The sequence below is a fragment of the Stutzerimonas kunmingensis genome (assembly GCF_032106285.1).
Lineage (GTDB): Bacteria > Pseudomonadota > Gammaproteobacteria > Pseudomonadales > Pseudomonadaceae > Stutzerimonas > Stutzerimonas kunmingensis_B.
On the sequence record NZ_DAMCPO010000002.1, the window covers coordinates 133,758 to 154,844 of the forward strand.

Consider the following 21,087-nt stretch of genomic DNA (forward strand, 5'->3'; position numbering starts at 1 on the left):
CGCCTGCAATATCCCCTTCAACGAAACGACGTCGCCACGCTTAGAAGGAGTTGAGGATGAATCGCCAAGCCCGCTTTTCATTGGCCAGCAAGGGGTTCCTCTCTGCTGCGGTAGTCATGCTGATCATGGGTGCCGAGCGCCCGCTGTCGCAACCGCTCAGCCAGGCGCAACAGAATTCAGCGGAACGAATCGGCATGTATGACGCTCAACCTATTGAGCTCATGCGGACCGGCCAAGAGCCGCAGACCATCGACTATCGCCAGGCGCCGTCTGAACAGCGCTGGGTATTCTGAGCAACGAAGGGGACGTGCAAGCGAATCAGCAAGGATGCTTTACACACTCGATGCCGATCGGACTGACCGATCCGCTGAGAACCGTTCCTGAAACAAGAGGAGTCTCACCATGCTGAGTTGGGCCATTACCTTCCTGATCATCGCCATCATCGCTGCGGTACTGGGCTTCGGTGGCATCGCAGGCACTGCAACGGGTATCGCCAAGATCCTGTTCGTGGTCTTCCTGGTTCTGTTCGTAGCGTCGCTGATATTCGGCCGCGGCCGCGGTCCACGCGTGTGATGCAATCGATGGCCGCCCGCAAGGGCGGCTGATTGAGGAGTTTCAGCGGCATAGGAAGCCAATTTCGCCGGGTCATGTTCGGCTTTCGAAGGTGATCCAGAGCGCGCGGGCCTAACCGTTCCGCGCGCTTCACCCCTCAGCGGGGGGAACCAGGGGGTCGGGTTGTTCTGCATCGCGGAGCGACCTAGGGGTACAGGGAGTACCTCCTAATCGGACCGGGTTCTGTGAAGCTGCGGCCGGGGGCGCTATCGCTCCCGGCATGCAGCAACAAATGTCCGATCTGCTTCATCGTCCTTCGCAGTCTCTCCACTCATCTCGCAGTCCCTCTACCTCATCGTTTTCCTCTTGCCGTCTACTGATCTGCGGATGACCCGTGCGCGCGCGCACCGCTATCATCGCGTCCAGCTTTCGACGGGAGAACGACATGCTCAACGGCCTCTGGCTGGGCTTTTTTCTGATCGCCGCGGTTGCCGCCCTCGGGCGCTGGCTGATCGGTGGCGACCCTGCAGTGTTCGCCGCGCTGGTGGAAAGCCTGTTCGCCATGGCCAAGCTGGCCGTAGAAGTGATGATCGTGCTGTTCGGCACCTTGACGTTGTGGCTGGGCTTTTTGCGCATCGCGGAAAAGGCCGGGCTTATCGAACTCCTCGCGCGTCTGCTCGGGCCATTGTTCCGCCGCTTGATGCCCGAAGTGCCGGCAGGCCATCCGGCGCTGGGACTGATCACCCTGAACTTCGCCGCCAACGGCCTCGGACTGGACAACGCCGCGACGCCAATCGGCCTCAAGGCGATGCGCGCGCTGCAGGAGCTCAATCCGCTGCCGACCGTGGCCAGCAATGCGCAGATCCTGTTTCTGGTGCTCAACACCTCATCGCTGACGCTGTTGCCGGTGTCGATCTTCATGTACCGCGTACAGCAGGGCGCGGAAGACCCGACCCTGGTCTTTCTGCCGATCCTCCTGGCGACCAGTGCGTCTTCGCTGGCCGGCCTGCTGGCGGTGGCACTGGTGCAGCGGCTGCGCCTTTGGGACCCAGTGGTGCTGGCCTACTTCGTCCCCGGTGCGCTGCTGCTCGGTGGCTTCATGGCGCTGCTGGCCGGGCTGTCGGCGACCGCACTGGCGTCGCTGTCTTCGTTGCTGGGCAACCTGACCCTGTTCGGTCTGATCATCGCCTTTCTGGTCGTCGGCGCGCTGCGCAAGGTGCCGGTGTACGAGGCATTCGTCGAGGGCGCGCAGGAGGGCTTCGATGTCGCCAAGAGCCTGTTGCCCTACCTGATCGCCATGCTCTGTGCGATCGGCGCCCTGCGTGCATCCGGCGCGCTGGATTTCGGTCTGGAAGGCATTCGCTGGCTGGTGGAGTCGCTGGGCTGGGACACGCGCTTCGTCGATGCCCTGCCGACTGCGCTGGTCAAACCGTTTTCCGGCAGTGCGGCGCGAGCGATGCTGATCGAGACCATGCAGAGTCAGGGCGTGGACAGCTTCCCGGCACTGGTGGCGGCGACGGTACAGGGCAGTACCGAGACGACCTTCTATGTGCTGGCGGTGTACTTTGGCGCGGTAGGCATCCAGCGCGCGCGCCATGCGGTGGGCTGCGCGATAGTGGCGGATCTGGCCGGCATCATCGCCGCGATCGCCGTGTGCTACTGGTTCTTCGGCTGAGCCGAAGCCGCGCACTGCCCGGCTCCGAATCTGACGGGCGTTTATAGCGCTTAAAAAAGAAACCCCGACCACATGTACTGTGGCCGGGGTTTCTCTTGCAGCGACTGCAGTCAGCGCTGGCGGCGGCGCCGCTGCATCCAGACGATCAGCCCGAACAGCAGGAAGCCCGGAATCCACATGAATTCCTTCGGCCAGCGATCGGTCGGCGCGCGTACGCGCAGGATCTGCTGGTCGAACTCCAGGCCTGCTTCGGCGGCCGGGCTGCCGAAGGTGACGCTATCGATCAGCACCTTGCCATCGTCCTTGTAAGTCATCAGGCCGATCTTCTCGAGCTTTTCCTCACCGCTTTCGCCGTCAGGGATTGCCAGCAGCACGACGAACTCGCGCGGGTCGCCCACGTCATCCTCACCCAGCACGCGCAGGCGCAGCTGACTGTCTTCTTCCACCCGTTCCAGCGTCTCGACCAGCGCGGCTGGCTCGATGTCGCGATAGGGGTCGTGGATGATGTCCATCCAGAATCCCGGGCGGAACAGGGTGAAGGCCACCAGCAGCAGCAACAGGCTTTCATACCAGCGGCTGCGCACCAGGAAGTAACCCTGGGTGCCGGCGGCGAAGATCAGCATGGCGATGGTCGCCACGACAAAGATCAGCACGCCGTGCCAGAAGTCCACGTCGATCAGCAGCAGGTCGGTGTTGAAGATGAATAGGAACGGTAGCGCCGCCGTGCGCAGGCTGTAGTAGAAAGCGGTGATACCGGTCTTGATCGGGTCGCCCTTGGACACCGCCGCGGCAGCGAACGATGCCAGGCCCACCGGTGGCGTGACGTCGGCCATGATGCCGAAGTAGAAGACGAACAGATGCACCGCGATCAGCGGCACGATCAGACCATTCTGCTGCCCCAGCGCCACGATCACCGGCGCCAGCAGGCTGGACACCACGATGTAGTTGGCGGTGGTCGGCAGGCCCATGCCCAGGATCAGGCTGAGGAAGGCCGTGAGCAGCAGCATCAGCAGCAGGTTGCCCATCGACAGCAGCTCGACCAGGTCGGCCAGCACCAGGCCGACGCCGGTCTGCGATACCGCGCCGACGATGATGCCCGCCGCCGCTGTGGCGATACCGATGCCGATCATGTTGCGCGCACCGGCGATCAGGCCCTCGCGCAGATCGACGACACCATCCATGAAGGTGCCGTGCTCGTGGGCCCCGTCCTTGCGCAGCATCGACAGCAGCGGCCGCTGCGTGAGCAGGATGATCACCAGCATCACCGAGCCCCAGAATGCCGACAGGCCGGGCGACAGCCGCTCGATCATAAGGCACCAGACCAGCACCACCACCGGCAGCAGGAAGTGCAGGCCGGAGAGCAGCACCGGACGCGTCTCCGGCAGCTGCTCGAGCGGAGCGTCAGGGTCTTCATGGGGCAGTGGCGGATTGCTTGCGGCAATCTTCAGCAGGCCCAGATAGACCAATGCCAGTAACGCACCGATGACCCAAAGCGCGGAATCGCCAAGTGCCGGTTTCAGCCAGCCAAGACCGTAATAGACGCCCAGCGACAGGCCGGAAATCAGCGCCGCGCCGAAGGCGAAACCAATCAGGCGCTGCATCCACGGCTTGGCGACGTTAGCCCGCGGCAATGCGGTGAGGCCGAGTTTGAGCGACTCGAGATGGACGATGTAGACCAGCGCGATATAGGAGATCAGCGCGGGAAGGAACGCGTGTTTGATCACCTCGACATAGGGGATGCCGACGTATTCGACCATCAGGAATGCCGCGGCGCCCATCACCGGCGGCATGATCTGGCCGTTCACCGATGAGGCGACTTCCACCGCGCCGGCCTTCTCGGCCGAGAAACCGGTGCGCTTCATCATCGGGATGGTGAAGGTACCGGTGGTCACCACATTGGCGATCGACGAGCCGGAAATCAGGCCGGTCATACCGGAGGCCACGACCGCGGCCTTGGCCGGACCGCCGCGGAAATGCCCGAGCATGCTGAACGCCAGCTGGATGAAATAGTGGCCAGCGCCGGCACGTTCGAGCAGTGCGCCGAACAGTACGAAAAGAAAGACGAAACTGGTGGAAACCCCCAGGGCGATACCGAACACGCCTTCGGTGGTGATCCACTGGTGATTGGCCAAGGCGGTGAAGCTCACCCCGCGATGGGCCAGCAGGCCGGGCATCCAGGGGCCGGCGACGCTATAGACGAGGAACACCAGAGCAATGATTGCCAGTGGCGGGCCGAGTGCGCGGCGCGTGGCTTCCAGCAGCAGCGGAATGCCGAGGCAGGCCGTGATCAGGTCCATGGTGGTCAGGTTGCCGGGGCGCTGCGCCAGTTGTTCGTAAACGATGAACAGGTAGGCGGCGGTGGAGGCAGCGATCAGCCCCAGGGCGATGTCGAACAGCGGTACGCGGTCCCTGGGCGATCTCTTGAAGGCCGGGTAGGCCAGAAATGCCAGCAGCAGCGCGAATGCCAGGTGGATCGAGCGGGTCTCGGTGTCGTTCAGCACGCCGAACCCTAGTACGAAGGGCAGCGGCGAGGCGATCCACAGCTGGAACAGCGACCAGAGCAGCGCCAGCCCGGCGATGACCGCGGCCATCGGGCCTTCGGGCAAGCGCGCACCGACATCCTGGGCGATCAGTTCCTCGGTGGACAGTTGTTTGTCTTGCATGAATTGAGGCCTGTTTTTTCAGGTAACGGAACCGCGAAAACCCGTGGCCATGGGGCGCACGGGTTTTCGGCTAAGGCATCGACGTCAGGGCCGCATCCGCGACGCGGCCCCGCTGAGCCTTACAGCCAGCCGCGTTCCTTGTAGTAACGCTCGGCGCCTTCATGCAGCGGCGCGCTCAGGCCAACTTCGATCATCTCTTCCGGCTTGAGATCCTTGAATGCCGGATGCAGACGCTGGAAGCGCTCGATGTTCTCGAACACCGACTTCACCAGCTGGTAGACCACTTCGGCATCGACCTTGGCAGTAGTGGACAGCACGGCCTTGCCACCGATGGACTGCGTCGGCTGGTCGTTGCCCTTGTACAGGCCGCCAGGGATCTCAGCCTTGGTGTAGTAGCTCTTGGCAGCCAGCAGCTTGTCGATTTCCGGGCCGGTGATCGGCACCAGAACTGCATCGACGGTGGTGGTGGCTTCCTGGATGGCGCCATTCGGATGACCGACGAAGTAGGTCATGGCGTCGATGTTGTTGTCGCCCAGGGCGCTGGCCTGTTCGGCCGGCTTCAGTTCGGCGGCGAGGGAGAAGGCCGACTTGTCCCAGCCCTTTTCCTTCATGATTTCTTCGAGGGTGTCGCGCTGGCCAGAACCGGGGTTGCCGATGTTGACGCGCTTGCCTTTCAGATCATCCAGGCCCTTGATGTTGGCGTCGCGACGCGCCAGCACGGTGAAGACTTCGCTCTGCAGCGAGAAGACGGCACGGATGTCGTCCATCTTGCCTTCTTTCTCGAACGGCGCCACGCCTTCCATCGCCTTGTACTGATGGTCCGACTGCATGATGCCGAAGTTGAACTCGCCACTGCGCAGGCCGTTGACGTTGGCCACGCCGCCGCCGCTCGCCGGCGCGTTGCACTTGATGTTTTCCGCGTTGCGGTTGACGAAGCGGCAGATCGATTGACCGGCAACGTAATAAACGCCGGTCTGGCCGCCCGTGCCGATGGTGACGAACTTCTCTTGCGCCTGTGCCACTGCGCTCAGGCCGGTTCCCGCCAGAGCAGCGGTAAAGATCCATGCCAAGGATTTGCCTTTCATGGATGCACTCCTTTTTGGTTGTTTTCGGATTCCCGGCATCCCTTGTGAGTCTGCGCGGAACTTGAGTCTAGCAGGCGACCGCGTTGGTAACAGCCTGCGGACCTGCCATGTCGATCCGGGCAAGCGTTGCGCCCCAATGCTAGGACCGGATGACGACAGAAGGGTTGCGCGAGCGGTGCCATATTTTTATGTACGCATGCTGTACAGCATGTATTATCTGTACAGTTTTAGTGGCCTACTGCCATGCCTGTTGTAAAAGCCGACCGGCGGAGTAGGACTTCAGTCGCATTGCCAGTCGAGACCTATGATATCAATCTGATATCAGTCTCCAGGCGAGGAGACTTGCTGATCGGACAGGACCACGGGCCTGCCGACTGAAGCGCCATCAGGGGCCATCCAGAGGGGTGGATCAATGCTGGCGCTTTTTTCGTGCCCGTCTTCGGCGCTACAAAACCGATACAAACGACCCGCTGGGCCGTCCGCAGCAAGGAGCGATCACCGCAGGGTGGCGATATTGGCAGGGAGTGCACGAGGTACCGAAAAGGTGCATCGACCGAGACGTCCGTGGCGGAGAAGAACAACACGCTTTGCCTTGTTCACGAGACCACCATGCGCATGAACCTGCCGGTCACTGGCCGCGACGTTTCCATCAGCGACACCGCCAATATTCTCTCCACCACGGATCTCAACGGTGACATCACCTATGTGAATCCGGACTTCATCAAGATCAGCGGCTTCGAGGAAAGCGAGCTGCTTGGTCAGCACCACAACATCGTCCGCCATCCGGACATGCCCACCGAGGCCTTCGCCGACCTGTGGTCGAGCGTACGGGGCGGCAGCTCATGGATGGGTATGGTGAAGAACCGCTGCAAGAACGGCGATCACTACTGGGTCAGCGCGTTCGTCACGCCGATCAGCCGCAACGGTCGGGTCGTCGAATACCAATCGGTACGCACCAAGCCCGCGCCGGCTCAGATCGCAGCCGCCGAGCAGCTGTACGCGCAGTTGCGCGACAAGCGTCCACCGGTCGCGCTGCGCCGTGCACCGCTGAGCGCCCGCAGTCGCGTCGCGCTTCTGGCGGCGCTGGGTGCCGCGCCGTGCGTGGTCGGCGCGCTGTTGGCTGGAGCGGGTCTGATCGCTGCGCTGGCCACCGCCGCTGCCGCCGTGCTGGGCGCAGGTGCAATGGCCTATGTCGCGCTGACGCCGCTGCAGCGCCTCGCCGAGCAGGCACGCAGGGTCGGTGACAACCCGGTGGGGCAGCTGGTCTATGCCGGCCGGCGTGATGAATTCGGCCAGATCGCCTTTGCCATGAAGATGCTGGAAACCGAGGCCGGCGCCATGGTCGGCCGTATCGGCGATGCCTCGCGTCAACTCAGCCAGCATGCCCACGAACTGCTCGGTGCGATGGACAGCAGCACGCAGAGCGCTGCACGCCAGCAAAGCGAAACCGATCAGGTCGCCACGGCGATCAACCAGATGGCGGTCAGCGTGCAGGAAGTGGCAAGCAACGCCCAGCGCACCGCCGAGGCAGCCAGCCGCGCGGACAGCGAAGCGGCGACCGGCACCGAGGTGGTCAACCGTACCGGGGCGGCCATCGGCCGGCTGGCGCAGGACATCCAGCAGGCCGGTGACGTGATCCATGAGCTGGAGGCGCACAGCAATGACATCACCAAGGTGCTCGACGTCATTCGCGGTATCGCCGAGCAGACCAACCTGCTGGCGCTGAACGCAGCCATCGAGGCGGCGCGGGCCGGCGAGCAGGGTCGTGGCTTTGCCGTGGTCGCCGATGAAGTACGCAGCCTGGCATCGCGGACCCAGCAGTCGACCCAGGAGATCAACAGCATGATCGGCGCGCTGCAGGGCGGGGCACGGCAAGCGGTGGAGGTCATGCAGCGCAGCCGGGAGCAGGCCATGCAGAGCGTCGAACATGCGGCCCAGGCGGCGCGCTCGCTGCAGGGCATCAACAGCCGGGTCAACGAGATCAGCGCGATGAGCATACAGATCGCCGCGGCCGTCGAGCAGCAGAGCGCGGTCAGCGAGAACATCAACCAGAATATCGTCAGCATTCGCGGCGGCTCCGATCAGCATGTGGAGAGCGGCCTGCGCAGCCGGCAGAGCGCGTCGGGCGTCGCCGAGCTGGCGAGCAGCATGGAGATGCTGGTGCAGCAGTTCTGGACCCGGCGGCGTGGCTGAGCGGCTGTCGGTGAACCGCAATGGTGCGCGATGCAGAGGGCGCGGCATGTTGCTTGCGCCGTCTGCGCCGGGCTTGTTACGCCGCGCGCGTAAAGGCAAAATGCCACTAGTTTCGCATGCTGCGAAAGCTGCTTTACCGCTCAGGACAACCGGACCTGATAGCTAAGGCGCCAGCCGTGACATTCCCTTGGGGGTGCACCACGGCTGGCGCCTTTTTTTTGGGCTCGTTTCGCTGCAAGGCGCGCCCTGACAGAGATCGGCACTCAACCTGCATGTGCTTGCACGAAAAGATGAATCAATGCTGACCGAAGAGACGCTGCGCACTGCGCTGGAAGAAACCATTCAGGTACTGGAACGCACGCGACGCTCGTTCAAATCGCGCGAGCTCGGCCAGTTGCGCCGGCGCCTGATCGACCTGCTCGAGCAGCTGGAAACCGATATGGGAGAGAAGCACGAACGCTGATCGCCAAACCGTAACCGGCACCCTGTAGAAGGATGCCCGCCGCAACCATGCGAGCGCCGCCAACAGAAGCGGTGCCGTACCTGCCTCGCGTACTCAGAACCCATTTTCCAAGGAAGATCTGTTTATGCGCACCAACCTTCCCGTCAGCGGCCGCGAAATCACGGTTGGCGAGACGGCGAACATCCTGTCCACCACCGATCTGAGCGGCACCATTACCTATGCCAATCCGGATTTCGTAGCGATCTCCGGCTTCAGTGAAAACGAACTGCTCGGTGAGCCACACAACCTCGTGCGCCACCCCGACATGCCCGAGGCCGCCTTTGCCGACCTCTGGCAAACGCTGCAGGCGAACAGGTCGTGGATGGGCATCGTCAAGAACCGCTGCAAGAACGGCGATCACTACTGGGTCAGCGCGTTCGCCACCCCCGTCGGCCGCGACGGCAAGGTCGTCGAATACCAGTCGGTGCGGACCCGCGCGCAGCCCGAACAGATTCGCGCCGCCGAGGCGCTTTACGCACGCCTGCGCGAGGGCCGTGCCGCAGGCGTATTGCGCGCTTCGCGGCTCGGGTTGCGTGGCCGCGTGGCGCTGCTGGCTGGCCTCGGCAGTGCCGCAGGCGCGGCGCTCGGCGCGTTGCTGCTCGGTGCGCCGCTGGCCGCCGGTGCCGCCGCGGTCGTGCTAGGCGGTGCGGTGGCCACTGGCTTGGCGGCGCTGGCGCTCGCACCGCTGACGCAGCTGGCGCGCCAGGCGCGACGCATCGGCCACAACCCGGTCAGCCAGTTGATCTACACCGGACGCCGTGACGAGATCGGCGAGATCGCCTTCGCCATGAAGATGCTGGAAACCGAAGCCGGCGCCATGGTCGGGCGCATCGCCGACTGCAGCCGCCAGCTCAGCAGCCACGCCCGCGACCTGCTCGGTGCCATGCATGGCAGTACCGAAAGCGCCTCGCGCCAGCAGCAGGAAACCGATCTGATCGCCACGGCGATTCGGCAGATGACCGCCAGCGTGCAGGAAGTCGCCCTCAACGCGCAGCGCACGGCCGAGGTGGCGGCCCGCGCGGACAGCGAAGCGGCCAGCGGCCGGGAGATCGTCGGCCTCACCGGCAGCAGCATCACGCGGCTGGCCGGTGACATCCAGCAGGCCGCCGAAGTCATTCATCAGCTGGAAAGCCACAGCCAGGAAATCAGCCGCGTGCTCGAGGTGATTCACAGCATTGCCGAGCAGACCAACCTGCTCGCGCTCAATGCAGCCATCGAAGCGGCGCGTGCCGGCGATCAGGGCCGCGGTTTCGCTGTGGTGGCTGACGAGGTGCGTCAGCTGGCATCGCGCACATCCAGCGCGACCACCGATATCCAGAGCATGATCGGCTCGCTGCAGGCCGGTGCGCGCCAGGCCGTGGACGTCATGCAGCGTAGCCGCGAGCAGGCGCAGCACAGCGTCAGCCATGCCGACCAGGCCGAACATTCGCTCGGCGGCATCAACAGCCGGGTCAACGAGATCAGCGCCATGAGCAGCCAGATTGCCGCAGCGGTGGATCAACAAAGCTCGGCCAGCGAGGAGATCACCCAGAGCATCGTCAGCATCCGCGGCAGCTCGGACAATCACGTTGCGACCGGTCTGCACAGCCAGCGCAGTGCCTGCGGCGTCGCCCAGCTGGCCGATGGCATGCTCGAGCTGGTGCAACAGTTCTGGGCGCGGCGGCGGGCGTGATCGCTGCAGTCTGTCGCTTGCACGGGACAGACTGATATCAGGGTGGCATCATGTGCTTGTCGGCGCTTATTAAATGACGCCGGTTGGCTGGCACTTCGCTGGCCATTGCCGCGCCGACGAGGCATTTCCACATGATGCGCGCCTTACTGCTGATGGTCGCCTGCCTGACGTTGCTGCCCTGGACCGGCAACGCGATGGCGGCTGAGCCATCGCCGGTGCTGCAGACAAGGGGAGCGGCGACGCTGCAGGTCGGCGCAGTGGAATACCTGCTGGGCAGGCCGGACGCGGATTTCACCCAGATCGCCGCAGCCGATCTGCCCTGGCAGCGGCTGAACAAACCCAACCTTGGCAAACAGCGCGACGGTGCCTGGCTGCGCCTCCGGCTGCATAACACGGGCGACGCCGCGAAGCGCTGGTACCTGCTGCTGAAATGGCCGGTGCTCGACCGCGTCGCGGTGCGCCTGTATTACCCGGACAGCGACCGCTGGGGTCAATCCATGCTGGCCGGGGATGCCGTGGCACTGAGCAGCCGACCGCTGGCCGACCATCACTTCGTCTACCCACTCGAGCTGCCGGCGGGCGAGCGAGCGGTGGTCTATCTGCAGCTGCAGGCCAGGGAAACCCTCGCCCTGCCGCTGGAGCTGATCGACGAAAAGCAGCTGATCGAGGGCAAGCTTCGCGACGTCACGCTGGTCAGTCTGTTCTTCGGCGGCATCTTGGTGATCGTGCTGTACAACTGCAGCCTGCTGATCTTCACCCGCGACGGCAGCTACTTCCTCTACGTGCTTTACCTGCTCAGCGCGGTGTTCTACGTGCTGACCATTACCGGCTTCGGCCAGCTCTACCTCTGGCCGGAAATCCCCGAGCTGTCGGCACGCTTCTACGGCCTTTCCGCGGCGTTGTGCTTCTTCACGCCGATGCTGTTCGCCCTGCGCTTTCTCGGCATACGCCGCTATGGCGGCTGGGTCTGGGCGGTGTCCATCAGCCTGACCGGCTACTGGGGCGTGGCGGTGCTCATGCTGCTGCTGGCACCGACCCTGGCGCGCTATCTGTTCATGGACAGCGTCGCGCTGCTGCACTGCGTCGTGACCATGGCCGTGACGCTCAACCTGTGGATGCGCGGCAATCCGTCCGCGCGGCTGTTCAGCATCGCCTGGAGCACCTTGCTCGGCTTCACCGTGGTCAACCTGCTGGCGCTCAACGGCACCTTGCCACTCAATGCCTGGACGCTGAATGGCCAGCTGATCGGCATGTTCGCCGAGTTCGTGCTGCTATCCATGGCGCTGGCTGAGCGCATCAACGTCGAGCGCAACCGGCGCATCGCCGCGCAGCAACTGGCATTGCACGCCTCGGAATCGCTGGCCGAGGAGCGCGCACTCCGTTTGCAGGCCAAGCAGGAGGCGCTGGATCTACAACTGCGCGCCAACGAGGTGCTCGAAGCGCGGGTCTACGAACGCACCCGTGCGCTGGAAGAAGTCCGCCACGGCCTGGAAGCCGCCAATGCCGAACTGATGCGCTTGAGCACCACCGATTCGCTGACCCAGCTGGCCAACCGCAGGCGTTTCGATCGTCTGCTGGACGAGGAAATCCGCCGCGCGCGGCGCGCCGGCAGCCCACTGTCGGTGTTGCTCGCCGATATCGATCACTTCAAGCGGGTCAACGACAGCTACGGCCACCCCTTCGGTGACGAGTGCCTGCGCCAGGTAGCGGCAGTGCTCGCTGCCCACTGCCAGCGCGCCGGCGACGTCGCGGCGCGCTATGGCGGTGAGGAGTTCGTCGTCCTGCTGCCGGGGCTCGACGCCGAACAGGCCGTCGCCCTGGCGGAATCGATCCGCTGCACGATCGCGCACCTGCAGCTGCAGCATGGCGAACAGCCGGTGGCGCTGACCATCAGCCTTGGCGTCGCCACGCTGACCCCCTCGCTCGTCGCGCCGGCCGATCTGCTGGCGGCGGCGGATGCGGCGCTCTATCAGGCCAAGAACGCTGGTCGCGACCAGGTGGCTCTGGCAGCTGAGGTCAATGCTGGCGAGCAGACTCCGGCCCTCAACGCTTGAGCGATATGAAACGGTCCTGCGCGAGGTCCGCGCGGCTCGCTGGCATGCCCTGAAAAAGGGACCGCCTGCTGCGCGCCTAAATACAAAAAGTTACATACAATGACCCGCTTCAGGCTCCGGTCGCCCGGCGGGGCCGCGCCGATACCACACGTCCTTCCGAAGCGCTTCCGGCTCGATTCCGGCGGCGCTACCGGCCATGAGAAATCGATGCCGTTCAATGCACTGCTGGTCCTGTGCTTCATGCTTCTGCTTGGTGCTGCGCCGGGCCGGGCGATGGCCGAAGACCGCCTGATGATCGAAAGCCGGCACGCTCCCGGGCTGCAGGTTGGCCAACCGGAATACGCGCTTGGCCGGCTGGAGTCTGGCTTCGACCAGGCACACAGCGACGACCGGGGTTGGCAGCCGCTGCAGGTACCCAATCTGCTCCGCCAGCCAGCAGGCGCATGGCTACGATTCCCGGTGCACAACCTCCAGGCAAATGCCAGCAGCTGGTATCTGTTGCTCAAGTGGCCCGTGCTCGACCGCGTTACGCTGCGCGTCTACTACCCGCGGCAGGACCGATGGGGTGAGCCCATGGTCGCTGGCGATACGCTGGCGGTCAGTCGGCGGCCGGTGGTCGATCACAACCTGGTCTTCCCGCTGAGCCTGCAGCCCGGCGAGCAGGCGGTGGTCTATCTGCAAGCTGGAGGCCAGCGAGCTGATGGTGCTGCCGCTGGAGCTGGTCGACGAGACGAGCTTCATCGAGGGCAAGGTGCTCGATACGGCGCTGTTCAGCCTGTTCTTCGGCGGCATGATCGTCATCGTGCTGTACAACCTGAGCCTGCTGATTTTCACCCGCGACCTCAGCTATCTGCTGTACGTGCTGTATCTGCTCAGCGCAATGTTCTACGTCGGCACCATGAGCGGCTTCGGCCGGCTGGTGTTGTGGCCCGGCGCACCGCCGTTCTCGGCGCGCTTCTACACGCTGTCGGCAACCCTGTGCTTCCTTACTCCGCTGCTTTTCGTCGTACGCTTTCTGCAGGTTCGCCAGTACGGCGGCTGGGTCTGGCACATCACCTGGGTGATGGGCTGCTACTGGATCACGGTGCTGTTGGCGGTGCTGCTGATTCCGGATCATGCACACTGGCTGTTCATGGAATACGTGGCGCTGCCCTACTGCCTGATCAGCCTGGCGGTGACGCTCACGTTGTGGGCCCGTGGCAACGTATCGGCGCGGCTGTTCAGCATCGCCTGGATAACGCTGCTGGGTTTCACCGTCATTCACCTCCTGGCGCTGTGGGGCTACATGCCACTCAATCGGCTGACGCTGCATGGCCAGCTGGTAGGCATGTTCATCGAGTTCGTGCTGCTATCGATGGCGCTTGCCGAACGGATCAACCTGGAGCGCGATCAACGCATCGCCGCCCAGCAGCTGGCGCTGGAGACCTCGCGCAGCCTGGCCGACGAACGCGAGCAGCACCTGCAGGCCAAGCAACAGGCACTGCAGATCCAACAGCGTGCCAATGAAGAGCTGGAAACGCGCGTAGTGGCGCGCACCAAGGCGCTCAAGGAAGTCCGTCACGGTCTCGAGCTGGCGAATGCCGAGCTGCTCAGACTGAGCTCCACCGATCCGTTGACGCACCTCGCCAATCGCCGCCAGTTCGATCAGCTACTCGAAGACGAGGTCCGTCGCGGACGCCGCAACGGCACGCCGTTGACCGTCCTGCTGGGCGACATCGATCACTTCAAGCGAGTCAACGACAGCTACGGCCATCCGTTCGGCGACGAGTGCCTGCGCCAGGTCGCGGCGGTGCTCCAGCAGCATTGCCAGCGAGCCGGTGATCTCGCGGCGCGTTACGGTGGTGAGGAGTTCGTCATCACGCTGCCGGCAACCGGCGGGCCGCAGGCGGTGCTGCTGGCCGAGCGGATGCGGCAGGATGTCGAGCGGCTTGAGCTCGACTGCGACGGCGAGCGCGTCAGCCTGACCATCAGCTTTGGCGTGGCTACGCTTGATTCGCAAGCCGCGGCGTCGCCGCTGGAGTTGCTCAGTGCAGCAGACCGTGCGCTCTATGAGGCCAAGCGTAGCGGCCGCAATTGCGTGGTCGAGGCCGCTGACCTCGGGCCGGATGGCGCGACCGTGTTTGCCTGAGGCGCGGCCGCCCCTCAGCTCTCGGCCGGTACGAAACGCACCCGCACCAGCAGGCCGCCGAGAGCGCCCTGATCCAGGCTGATCTCGGCGCGATGGGCGCGGACGATTTCGCCGACGATGGCCAGCCCGAGGCCGGCACCATGGCCGCCGGTGTCGCGGCGGTAGAAGCGCGCGAAGACGCGATCGCGCTCGGCGGCCGGAATACCCGGGCCGTCGTCCTCCACCTCCAGCACGGCGCCGTCGAGCACGCGCAGCACCACGTTGCCGCCGTCGCCGGTATGCGCTAGCGCGTTGTCCAGCAGGTTGCTCAGCAGTTCGCTGATCAGCGTCGGCTCGCCGTCGATCCATACCGGTGCCTCGGCCTCCAGCGCCAGGGCGACGCCGCGCTTGTGCGCCAGCGCGGCCATCGCCAGGCCCAGCTCGCGGGCCAGCTGCGACAGGTCCAGGCGCTGCGCGCCGCCTTCGGCGATGGATTGCGCGCCGCTTTCGATGCGCGCCAGCGAGAGCAGCTGGTTGGCCAGGTGGATGACCTTGTCGGTGCTCTGTCCGGCGTCTTCCAGGGTGCTGCGCCAGACCGCCGGTTCGGCTTCGCGCAGGCCCAGCTCGATCCGCGCCTTGAGCGCCGCCAGCGGCGTGCGCAACTCGTGGGAGGCATCGGCGATGAAACGCGCCTGGCGTTCGAACTGCCCGCGCAGGCGCTCAGTGAACCCGTTGAGCGCCGCCACCAGCGGCCTCAGCTCGCGCTGTACATGGATCAGCGGCAGCGGCCGCAGGTCATCCGGTGCGCGTTCCTGCACCGCCTCGCTGAGCTGCCCCAGCGGTCGCAATGCAGCGCTGACCGCCAGCCACACCAGCACCAGCGCGGCAACCGCCAGCAGGCCGACGCGCCACAGGGTGTCGGTCAGCAGGCTGCGCGCCATGCGCTCGCGGGCGCCGAGGGTTTCGGCCACGCGGATCTCGGCGATGCCGTTGAGCTCCGGTTCGCTGACCGGCTGCAGCAGGCTGACCAGGCGCACGCCCTGGCCCTGGAACTCGCCGTCGTAGAAGCGCGCCAGCGCCGGGTAGTCGTCGGTGCGCGGGACGTCGGCAGCGGGCGCCGGCAGGTTCTCGTAGCCGCTGACCAGGCGCCCCTGGATGTCCAGTACCCCGTAGTAGATGCGCCCGGCGCTGTCGTAGGCGAAGGTGTCCAGCGCCACGTAGGGCACGTTGGCGCGCAGCACGCCTTCATGGGTGACCAGGCCATCGGCGATGGCCCGGGCCGAGGCGAGCAGGGTGCGGTCGTAGGCGGTATCGGCGGCGGCGCGGCCGTTCCAGTAGGCGCTCAGGCCGCCGAACAGCAACAGCAGTGCGAGCAGGATCGCCAGCCGCCGCAGCAGCCGCGCGCGCAGGCTGCCGGCGAGCGCTTCCTCAGCCATCGAGCGCCTCGAGCAGGTAGCCGAGGCCGCGGAAGGTGACGATGCGTACCGGCTGGCCCTCGAGCTTCTTGCGCAGACGGTGGATGTAGATCTCGATCGCTTCGGCGCTGGCGTCCTCGTCCAGGCCGAATACCTGGGCGGCCAGCTGATCCTTGCTCATCACCCGACCGGGGCGGGCGATCAGCGCTTCCAGCACGCCCTGCTCGCGGGAGGTCAGCGTCAGTGGCTCGTCGGCCAGGCTGAAGCGCCGCGCATCCAGATCGTAGACCAGCGCGCCGCAACGCTGCTGGCGTTCGCCGCCGCCGACGCTGCGCCGCAGCAGCGCCTTGACCCGTGCTTCCAGCTCGGACAGTTCGAACGGCTTGGCCAGGTAGTCGTCGGCGCCGAGGTTGAGCCCGTGCACGCGATCACTGACCTCGCCGCGGGCGGTGAGCATCAGCACCGGCAGCGTCTTGCCGCGCTCGCGCAGGCGCGCCAGCACCTGAAAGCCGTCGAGCCGTGGCAGGCCGACGTCGAGAATCGCCAGCGCGTAGTCCTCGCTGGCCAGCGCCAGGTCGGCGGCGACGCCATCGTGCAGCAGGTCCACGGTCCAGCCGGCGGCGCGCATTGCCTGCGCCACGCTTTCGGCCAGCTGGGGGTGGTCCTCGACCAGAAGAATTCGCATTGCCTGTCCTCTGCGATGGCGACGGAGCGCCAGTGTAGCGGCAGAGCTTTCACGCCGCTGCTGGCTTTCAGCGCTGAAAGGCTGGCGAAAGCTTGACCGCCTAGGATCGCTCGCGGGTGGCTCGAACCACCACGCGCGGCGCATGCGCCGTCACAACAAAAACAATAGTGGAGATACCCCGATGCTGACTGCCGTCAGACGTTCACCCGCTCCTGCCCGTCTCGCTTTGGCCGTTGCCGCCGCCTCGCTGGCACCCATGGCCCAGGCCGCATTCATCGAAGACAGCAGCGCGACCCTGCAGACCCACAACATCTACCTGAACCGCGATTTCCGCGAAGGCAGCGGCCAGTCCAAGCGTGAAGAATGGACCCAGGGCTTCATCCTCGACGTCCAGTCGGGCTTCACCGAAGGCACCGTCGGCGTCGGCCTCGATGCCCTGGGCATGCTCGGCGTCAAGCTGGATTCCGGTGGCGGCCGCGCTGGCACCGACCTCTTGCCGGTGCACGACGATGGCGGCACGCCGGACGAATTCAGCCGCCTGGGCCTGACCGCCAAGGCCAAGATCGCCGCGACCGAGCTGCGCTACGGCTCGCACATCCCCGAGCTGCCGGTGGTCAAGGCCAGCGACAGCCGCACCCTGCCGCAGGTCTTCGAAGGCGCCACCGTCACCTCGACCGACATCGACGGCCTGACCCTCACCGGCGGCCGCCTGGACAAGGTGATCGACCGCTCCTCGACCAACTCCCAGGACCTGCAGCTGAACAACAAGAACGGCCGCTTCGCCAGCGCCGCCGAGGCCGACCACCTGACCTTCGCCGGTGCCGAATACGCCTTCAACGAGAACTTCACCGGGCGCTACTACTACGGCGAGCTGGATGACGTGTACCGCCAGCACTTCTTCGGCCTGCTGGCGAACAGGCCGCTGAGCGACAACTCCGCGCTGAGTGCGGACCTGCGCGTGATGCTCAGCGACGACACCGGCGCGGCGAATGCCGGCAAGATCGATAACCAGGCCTGGAACGGCATGCTCGGCTACAGCCTGGGCGGACACAAGGTCAGCGTCGGCTACCAGCAGATGCGCGGCGACACCGGCTACGCCTACATCGACGGCGGTGATCCGTTCCTGGTCAACTTCGTGCAGATCAATGACTTCGCCAACGCCGACCAGCGCTCCTGGCAGGCCCGTTACGACTACAACTTCGCCGCCATGGGCATTCCCGGGCTGACCTTCCTGACCCGCTACATCTCCGGCGACAACGCCGAGTACTCAGGCGGCAACAACGGCAGCGAGTGGGAACGCGACTTCGAGTTCAAGTACGTGGTGCAGAGCGGCCCGCTGAAGAACGTCGCGCTGCGCTGGCGCAACGCGATGTACCGCTCCGACTTCGCCCGCGACGCCGACGAGAACCGTCTGATCGTCAGCTACAGCCTGCCGATCTGGTAAACAGAACAAGAACGCGAGGACTATCCGATGAAAACCAGACTCAGCCGTTTCGCCCTGCTGTCGTCCTGCCTGCTGCTCTCGAGCCAGCTGCTGGCCGAACCCAAGCGCCCCGAGTGCATCGCCCCGGCCAAGCCCGGCGGCGGTTTCGACCTGACCTGCAAGCTGGCCCAGAGCGGCCTGAAGGACAGCGGCCTGCTCGAAGCACCGATGCGCGTCACCTACATGCCCGGCGGCGTGGGCGCGGTGGCCTATAACGCGGTGGTTGCCCAGCGTGCGGCAGAAGCCGGCACCATCACCGCCTTCTCCAGCGGTTCATTGCTCAACCTCGCCCAGGGCAAGTTCGGTCGTTACGACGAGAACGCCGTGCGCTGGCTGGCTGCAGTCGGTACCGACTACGGCGCCATCTCGGTGCGTGCCGACGCGCCCTACAAGAACCTCGACGAGCTGATTGCCGCGGTGAAGAAGGACCCGGGCAGTGTGGTGTTCGGCGCCGGCGCCACCATCGGCGGCCAGGACTGGATGCAGACCGCGCTGATCGCCCGCGCTGCCGGTGTCGATCCGAAGAAGCTGCGCTACGTCGCCTTCGAGGGCGGCGGCGAAACGCTCACCGCCATGCTCGGCGGCCATGTGCAGGTCACTTCCAGCGGCCTCGGCGAAGTCACCCCGCAGCTCAACGCCGGCAAGATCCGCATCCTTGCCGTGCTCTCCGATGAGCGTCTGCCGGGCAAGCTGGCCGACATTCCTACTGCCAGGGAACATGGCTACGACATCAGCTGGCCGGTGATCCGCGGCTTCTACATGGGGCCGGAAGTGCCTGACGAGGACTTCAACTGGTGGAAGACCCAGTTCGACACCCTGCTCGCCGACGAAGACTTCGCCAAGCTGCGCGAACAGCGCGACCTGTTCCCGCTGTCGATGACCGGCGATGAGCTGGAAGCCTTCGTCAAGAAGCAGGTGCAGGACTACAAGGCGCTGGCCGGCGAGTTCGGCCTGGTCAAGTAACGCGAACCGGCCCGCGTTCGCGGGCCGCACGGTCGATCCGGCAGCTGCCGGGTCGCCGAATCCCTGAGGTATCCCGTCATGTACGTACGTGTCTTCGCCGCGGCGTGGCTGCTCGCCTGCGCCGGCCTCGCCCTGCTCGCCTGGGGCTTCGAGGCGCCCTTTGCCTACGACCCGGTCGGGCCGCGCGCCTACCCGTTGCTGCTGCTGTTGCTGATGGCCTGTGGTGCGGCGTGGCTGCTGTTCAAACCGCACGGTGAGCCGACGCCAGCGTTCGATCGGCCCAAGGCGCAGCGCGCCGTGCTGTGCGTGCTGGCCCTGCTGGCCTACGCGCTGCTGTTCGAAACCCTGGGTTTCGTCATCAGCACCGCCCTGGCCGGTTTCGCCCTCGGTCTGCTGTTCAACGGTCGCCTGTGGCCCAGCGTGATCAGCGGTGCGCTGCTTGGCGTGCTGCTCTACGGGCTGTTCGATTACCTGCTGGACGTGCCGCTGCCGCTTGGCCTGCTGCGTCTGCTGGAGAGCTGAAATGGAAACACTGAATTTCTTGATGCAGGGCTTCGATGTCGCCACGCGACCGACCAACCTGCTGGTGGCGCTGTTCGGCGCCTTCGTCGGCACCGTGGTCGGCCTGCTGCCGGGCCTCGGCCCGATCAACGGCGTGGCACTGCTGCTGCCGCTGGCCTTCGCCCTCGGCCTGCCGCCGGAGACCGCGCTGATCCTGCTCGCCGCGGTGTACCTGGGCTGCGAGTACGGCGGCCGCATCTCGGCGATCCTGCTCAACGTGCCGGGTGATGCCGCCGCGGTGATGACCACCCTCGACGGCTACCCGCTGGCGCGCCAGGGCAAGGCTGGAATCGCGCTGTCGCTGTCCGCAGTCAGCTCGTTCATCGGCAGCATCATCGCCACCTGCGGGGTGGTGCTGTTCGCCCCGCTGCTGGCCAAGTGGGCGGTGGCCTTCGGCCCGGCGGAGTACTTCGTGCTGATGATCTTCGCCATCGCCTGTCTCGGCGGCATGGTCGGCGACAAGCCGGTGAAGACGCTGATGGCCGCGCTGATGGGCCTGGCCCTGGCCACCGTTGGTGTCGATTCCACTACCGGCGTCTACCGCTTCACCTTCGGCAGCGTCAGCCTGTCCGACGGCATCCAGTTCGTCATCGTGGTGATCGGCTTCTTCAGCGTCAGCGAGATCCTGCTGATGCTGGAGAAAAGCCACAGCGGGCAGAAGGCGGTGAAGGCCAGCGGCCGGTTGCTGTTCAACTTCAAGGAGTTCTGTCTGACCTTCTGGACCATGGTGCGCAGCGCCGTGGCCGGCTTCGTCATCGGCACGCTGCCGGGCGCCGGGGCGACCATCGCAAGCGCCATGACCTACATGAGCGAGAAGCGCATGGCCGGCGACAAGGGTCGCTTCGGTGATGGCGACCTGCGCGGCCTGGCGGCGCCGGAAGCGGCCAACAACGCCTCGGCCTGCGGCTCGCTGATCCCCATGCTGACCCTCGGCGTGCCGGGCTCAGGCACCACCGCGGTGATGATCGGCGCGCTGACGCTGTACAACATCACCCCCGGCCCGCTGCTGTTCGAACAGCAACCGGACGTGGTCTGGGGCCTGATCGCTTCGCTGTTCATCGGCAACGTGATCCTGCTGGTGATGAACATCCCGCTGGTCGGCCTGTTCTCGCGCATGCTCGCCGTGCCGAACTGGGTGCTGGTGCCGGCGATCACCGTGATCAGCATGGTCGGCGTGTATTCGGTGCACAGCACCACCTTCGACCTGGTGCTGATGGTCGGCCTCGGCGTGTTCGGCTACCTGCTGCGCAAGCTGGACTTCCCGCTGTCGGCGCTGATTCTCGGCTTTGTGCTCGGCGAGATGATGGAAGACAACCTGCGCCGTGCGCTGTCGATCTCCAACGGTGAGCTGGGCATCCTCTGGGGCAGCCCGATCACCCTGGCGCTGTGGGCGCTGACCGTGGCGATGCTCGGCATGCCGGCGCTGCGCTGGTACCTCAAGCGCCGTCGCGGCAACGTGGTCGAGGCGCAGGCCTGA

The 21,087-nt window shown here is 65.4% G+C and carries 16 protein-coding genes and 1 pseudogene; 13 read left to right on the forward strand and 4 right to left on the reverse strand.

Annotated elements, in window-relative coordinates:
- Positions 1-56: 56 nt before the first annotated feature.
- The 3 genes from RT582_RS02365 to RT582_RS02375 all read left to right on the forward strand — a co-directional run bounded on the left by RT582_RS02365 (position 57) and on the right by RT582_RS02375 (position 2,227).
- Positions 57-293, forward strand: a complete 237-nt coding sequence (locus tag RT582_RS02365) for a hypothetical protein (RefSeq protein ID WP_003303271.1) — start codon at positions 57-59, stop codon at positions 291-293.
- 109 nt (positions 294-402) lie between these two features.
- The gene (locus RT582_RS02370; RefSeq protein WP_003282841.1) at positions 403-573 is read left to right on the forward strand and encodes a DUF1328 domain-containing protein; all 171 of its coding nucleotides are present in this window, start codon (positions 403-405) and stop codon (positions 571-573) included.
- A 424-nt stretch (positions 574-997) separates the two neighbouring features.
- On the forward strand, positions 998-2,227 hold the full coding sequence (locus RT582_RS02375) for a nucleoside recognition domain-containing protein (RefSeq protein ID WP_044316327.1): 1,230 nt from the start codon (positions 998-1,000) through the stop codon (positions 2,225-2,227).
- Positions 2,228-2,337: 110 nt separating this feature from the next.
- Here the strand turns inward: RT582_RS02375 and RT582_RS02380 are convergent, their stop codons facing one another.
- Both RT582_RS02380 and RT582_RS02385 read right to left on the reverse strand, forming a co-directional pair.
- Positions 2,338-4,890, reverse strand: coding sequence for a TRAP transporter permease (locus tag RT582_RS02380; RefSeq protein WP_313476411.1), 2,553 nt, complete (start codon positions 4,888-4,890; stop codon positions 2,338-2,340).
- A gap of 119 nt (positions 4,891-5,009) precedes the next feature.
- Positions 5,010-5,975, reverse strand: a complete 966-nt coding sequence (locus RT582_RS02385; RefSeq protein WP_014818672.1) for a TAXI family TRAP transporter solute-binding subunit — start codon at positions 5,973-5,975, stop codon at positions 5,010-5,012.
- A gap of 609 nt (positions 5,976-6,584) precedes the next feature.
- On the opposite strand from RT582_RS02385, the gene RT582_RS02390 reads away from it, so the two are divergent.
- From RT582_RS02390 to RT582_RS02415, 6 genes and pseudogenes are all read left to right on the forward strand, one after another.
- Positions 6,585-8,168 carry a methyl-accepting chemotaxis protein gene (locus RT582_RS02390; protein ID WP_023443999.1) on the forward strand — a complete coding sequence of 528 codons (1,584 nt, stop codon included), beginning with the start codon at positions 6,585-6,587 and terminating at the stop codon, positions 8,166-8,168.
- 298 nt (positions 8,169-8,466) lie between these two features.
- Positions 8,467-8,631 (forward strand): hypothetical protein, encoded by a 165-nt coding sequence (locus RT582_RS02395; protein ID WP_221103563.1) that lies wholly within the window; start codon positions 8,467-8,469, stop codon positions 8,629-8,631.
- Positions 8,632-8,755: 124 nt separating this feature from the next.
- Complete coding sequence (locus tag RT582_RS02400; RefSeq protein WP_313476414.1) at positions 8,756-10,342, forward strand: methyl-accepting chemotaxis protein; 1,587 nt, start codon at positions 8,756-8,758, stop codon at positions 10,340-10,342.
- A gap of 131 nt (positions 10,343-10,473) precedes the next feature.
- Complete coding sequence (locus RT582_RS02405; protein WP_046617466.1) at positions 10,474-12,396, forward strand: sensor domain-containing diguanylate cyclase; 1,923 nt, start codon at positions 10,474-10,476, stop codon at positions 12,394-12,396.
- 291 nt (positions 12,397-12,687) lie between these two features.
- A pseudogene (locus RT582_RS02410) lies at positions 12,688-13,017 on the forward strand (7TMR-DISMED2 domain-containing protein); the annotation flags it as partial.
- Between the two features lie 79 nt (positions 13,018-13,096).
- Positions 13,097-14,524: a sensor domain-containing diguanylate cyclase gene (locus RT582_RS02415; RefSeq protein ID WP_313476417.1), complete on the forward strand. Its 1,428-nt coding sequence runs from the start codon at positions 13,097-13,099 to the stop codon at positions 14,522-14,524.
- A gap of 14 nt (positions 14,525-14,538) precedes the next feature.
- Here RT582_RS02415 and RT582_RS02420 read toward each other — a convergent pair whose 3' ends face one another.
- Positions 14,539-15,939, reverse strand: a complete 1,401-nt coding sequence (locus tag RT582_RS02420; protein ID WP_101275377.1) for a sensor histidine kinase — start codon at positions 15,937-15,939, stop codon at positions 14,539-14,541.
- A complete protein-coding gene (locus tag RT582_RS02425) occupies positions 15,932-16,603 on the reverse strand; it encodes a response regulator (protein ID WP_313476419.1) in 672 nt (223 codons plus the stop codon). Before RT582_RS02425 ends, RT582_RS02420 begins: the two co-directional genes overlap by 8 nt.
- A 181-nt stretch (positions 16,604-16,784) precedes the next feature.
- Here RT582_RS02425 and RT582_RS02430 point away from each other — a divergent pair, with 181 nt between their 5' ends.
- The 4 genes from RT582_RS02430 to RT582_RS02445 all read left to right on the forward strand — a co-directional run bounded on the left by RT582_RS02430 (position 16,785) and on the right by RT582_RS02445 (position 21,087).
- The gene (locus RT582_RS02430; RefSeq protein ID WP_313476420.1) at positions 16,785-18,047 is read left to right on the forward strand and encodes an OprD family porin; all 1,263 of its coding nucleotides are present in this window, start codon (positions 16,785-16,787) and stop codon (positions 18,045-18,047) included.
- Between the two features lie 27 nt (positions 18,048-18,074).
- Positions 18,075-19,049 carry a tripartite tricarboxylate transporter substrate binding protein gene (locus tag RT582_RS02435; RefSeq protein WP_313476422.1) on the forward strand — a complete coding sequence of 325 codons (975 nt, stop codon included), beginning with the start codon at positions 18,075-18,077 and terminating at the stop codon, positions 19,047-19,049.
- 78 nt (positions 19,050-19,127) lie between these two features.
- On the forward strand, positions 19,128-19,571 hold the full coding sequence (locus RT582_RS02440) for a tripartite tricarboxylate transporter TctB family protein (RefSeq protein ID WP_023443992.1): 444 nt from the start codon (positions 19,128-19,130) through the stop codon (positions 19,569-19,571).
- 1 nt (position 19,572) lies between these two features.
- Positions 19,573-21,087, forward strand: a complete 1,515-nt coding sequence (locus RT582_RS02445) for a tripartite tricarboxylate transporter permease (protein ID WP_313476425.1) — start codon at positions 19,573-19,575, stop codon at positions 21,085-21,087.

Excerpts from the sequence above, each read along its gene's own strand:
- RT582_RS02365 (WP_003303271.1), top strand. The coding sequence starts at position 57 with ATGAATCGCCAAGCCCGCTTTTCATTGGCCAGCAAGGGGTTCCTCTCT.
- RT582_RS02370 (WP_003282841.1), top strand. The coding sequence starts at position 403 with ATGCTGAGTTGGGCCATTACCTTCCTGATCATCGCCATCATCGCTGCG.
- RT582_RS02375 (WP_044316327.1), top strand. The coding sequence starts at position 998 with ATGCTCAACGGCCTCTGGCTGGGCTTTTTTCTGATCGCCGCGGTTGCC.
- RT582_RS02380 (WP_313476411.1), bottom strand. The coding sequence starts at position 4,890 with ATGCAAGACAAACAACTGTCCACCGAGGAACTGATCGCCCAGGATGTC.
- RT582_RS02385 (WP_014818672.1), bottom strand. The coding sequence starts at position 5,975 with ATGAAAGGCAAATCCTTGGCATGGATCTTTACCGCTGCTCTGGCGGGA.
- RT582_RS02390 (WP_023443999.1), top strand. The coding sequence starts at position 6,585 with ATGCGCATGAACCTGCCGGTCACTGGCCGCGACGTTTCCATCAGCGAC.
- RT582_RS02395 (WP_221103563.1), top strand. The coding sequence starts at position 8,467 with ATGCTGACCGAAGAGACGCTGCGCACTGCGCTGGAAGAAACCATTCAG.
- RT582_RS02400 (WP_313476414.1), top strand. The coding sequence starts at position 8,756 with ATGCGCACCAACCTTCCCGTCAGCGGCCGCGAAATCACGGTTGGCGAG.
- RT582_RS02405 (WP_046617466.1), top strand. The coding sequence starts at position 10,474 with ATGATGCGCGCCTTACTGCTGATGGTCGCCTGCCTGACGTTGCTGCCC.
- RT582_RS02415 (WP_313476417.1), top strand. The coding sequence starts at position 13,097 with ATGGTGCTGCCGCTGGAGCTGGTCGACGAGACGAGCTTCATCGAGGGC.
- RT582_RS02420 (WP_101275377.1), bottom strand. The coding sequence starts at position 15,939 with ATGGCTGAGGAAGCGCTCGCCGGCAGCCTGCGCGCGCGGCTGCTGCGG.
- RT582_RS02425 (WP_313476419.1), bottom strand. The coding sequence starts at position 16,603 with ATGCGAATTCTTCTGGTCGAGGACCACCCCCAGCTGGCCGAAAGCGTG.
- RT582_RS02430 (WP_313476420.1), top strand. The coding sequence starts at position 16,785 with ATGCTGACTGCCGTCAGACGTTCACCCGCTCCTGCCCGTCTCGCTTTG.
- RT582_RS02435 (WP_313476422.1), top strand. The coding sequence starts at position 18,075 with ATGAAAACCAGACTCAGCCGTTTCGCCCTGCTGTCGTCCTGCCTGCTG.
- RT582_RS02440 (WP_023443992.1), top strand. The coding sequence starts at position 19,128 with ATGTACGTACGTGTCTTCGCCGCGGCGTGGCTGCTCGCCTGCGCCGGC.
- RT582_RS02445 (WP_313476425.1), top strand. The coding sequence starts at position 19,573 with ATGGAAACACTGAATTTCTTGATGCAGGGCTTCGATGTCGCCACGCGA.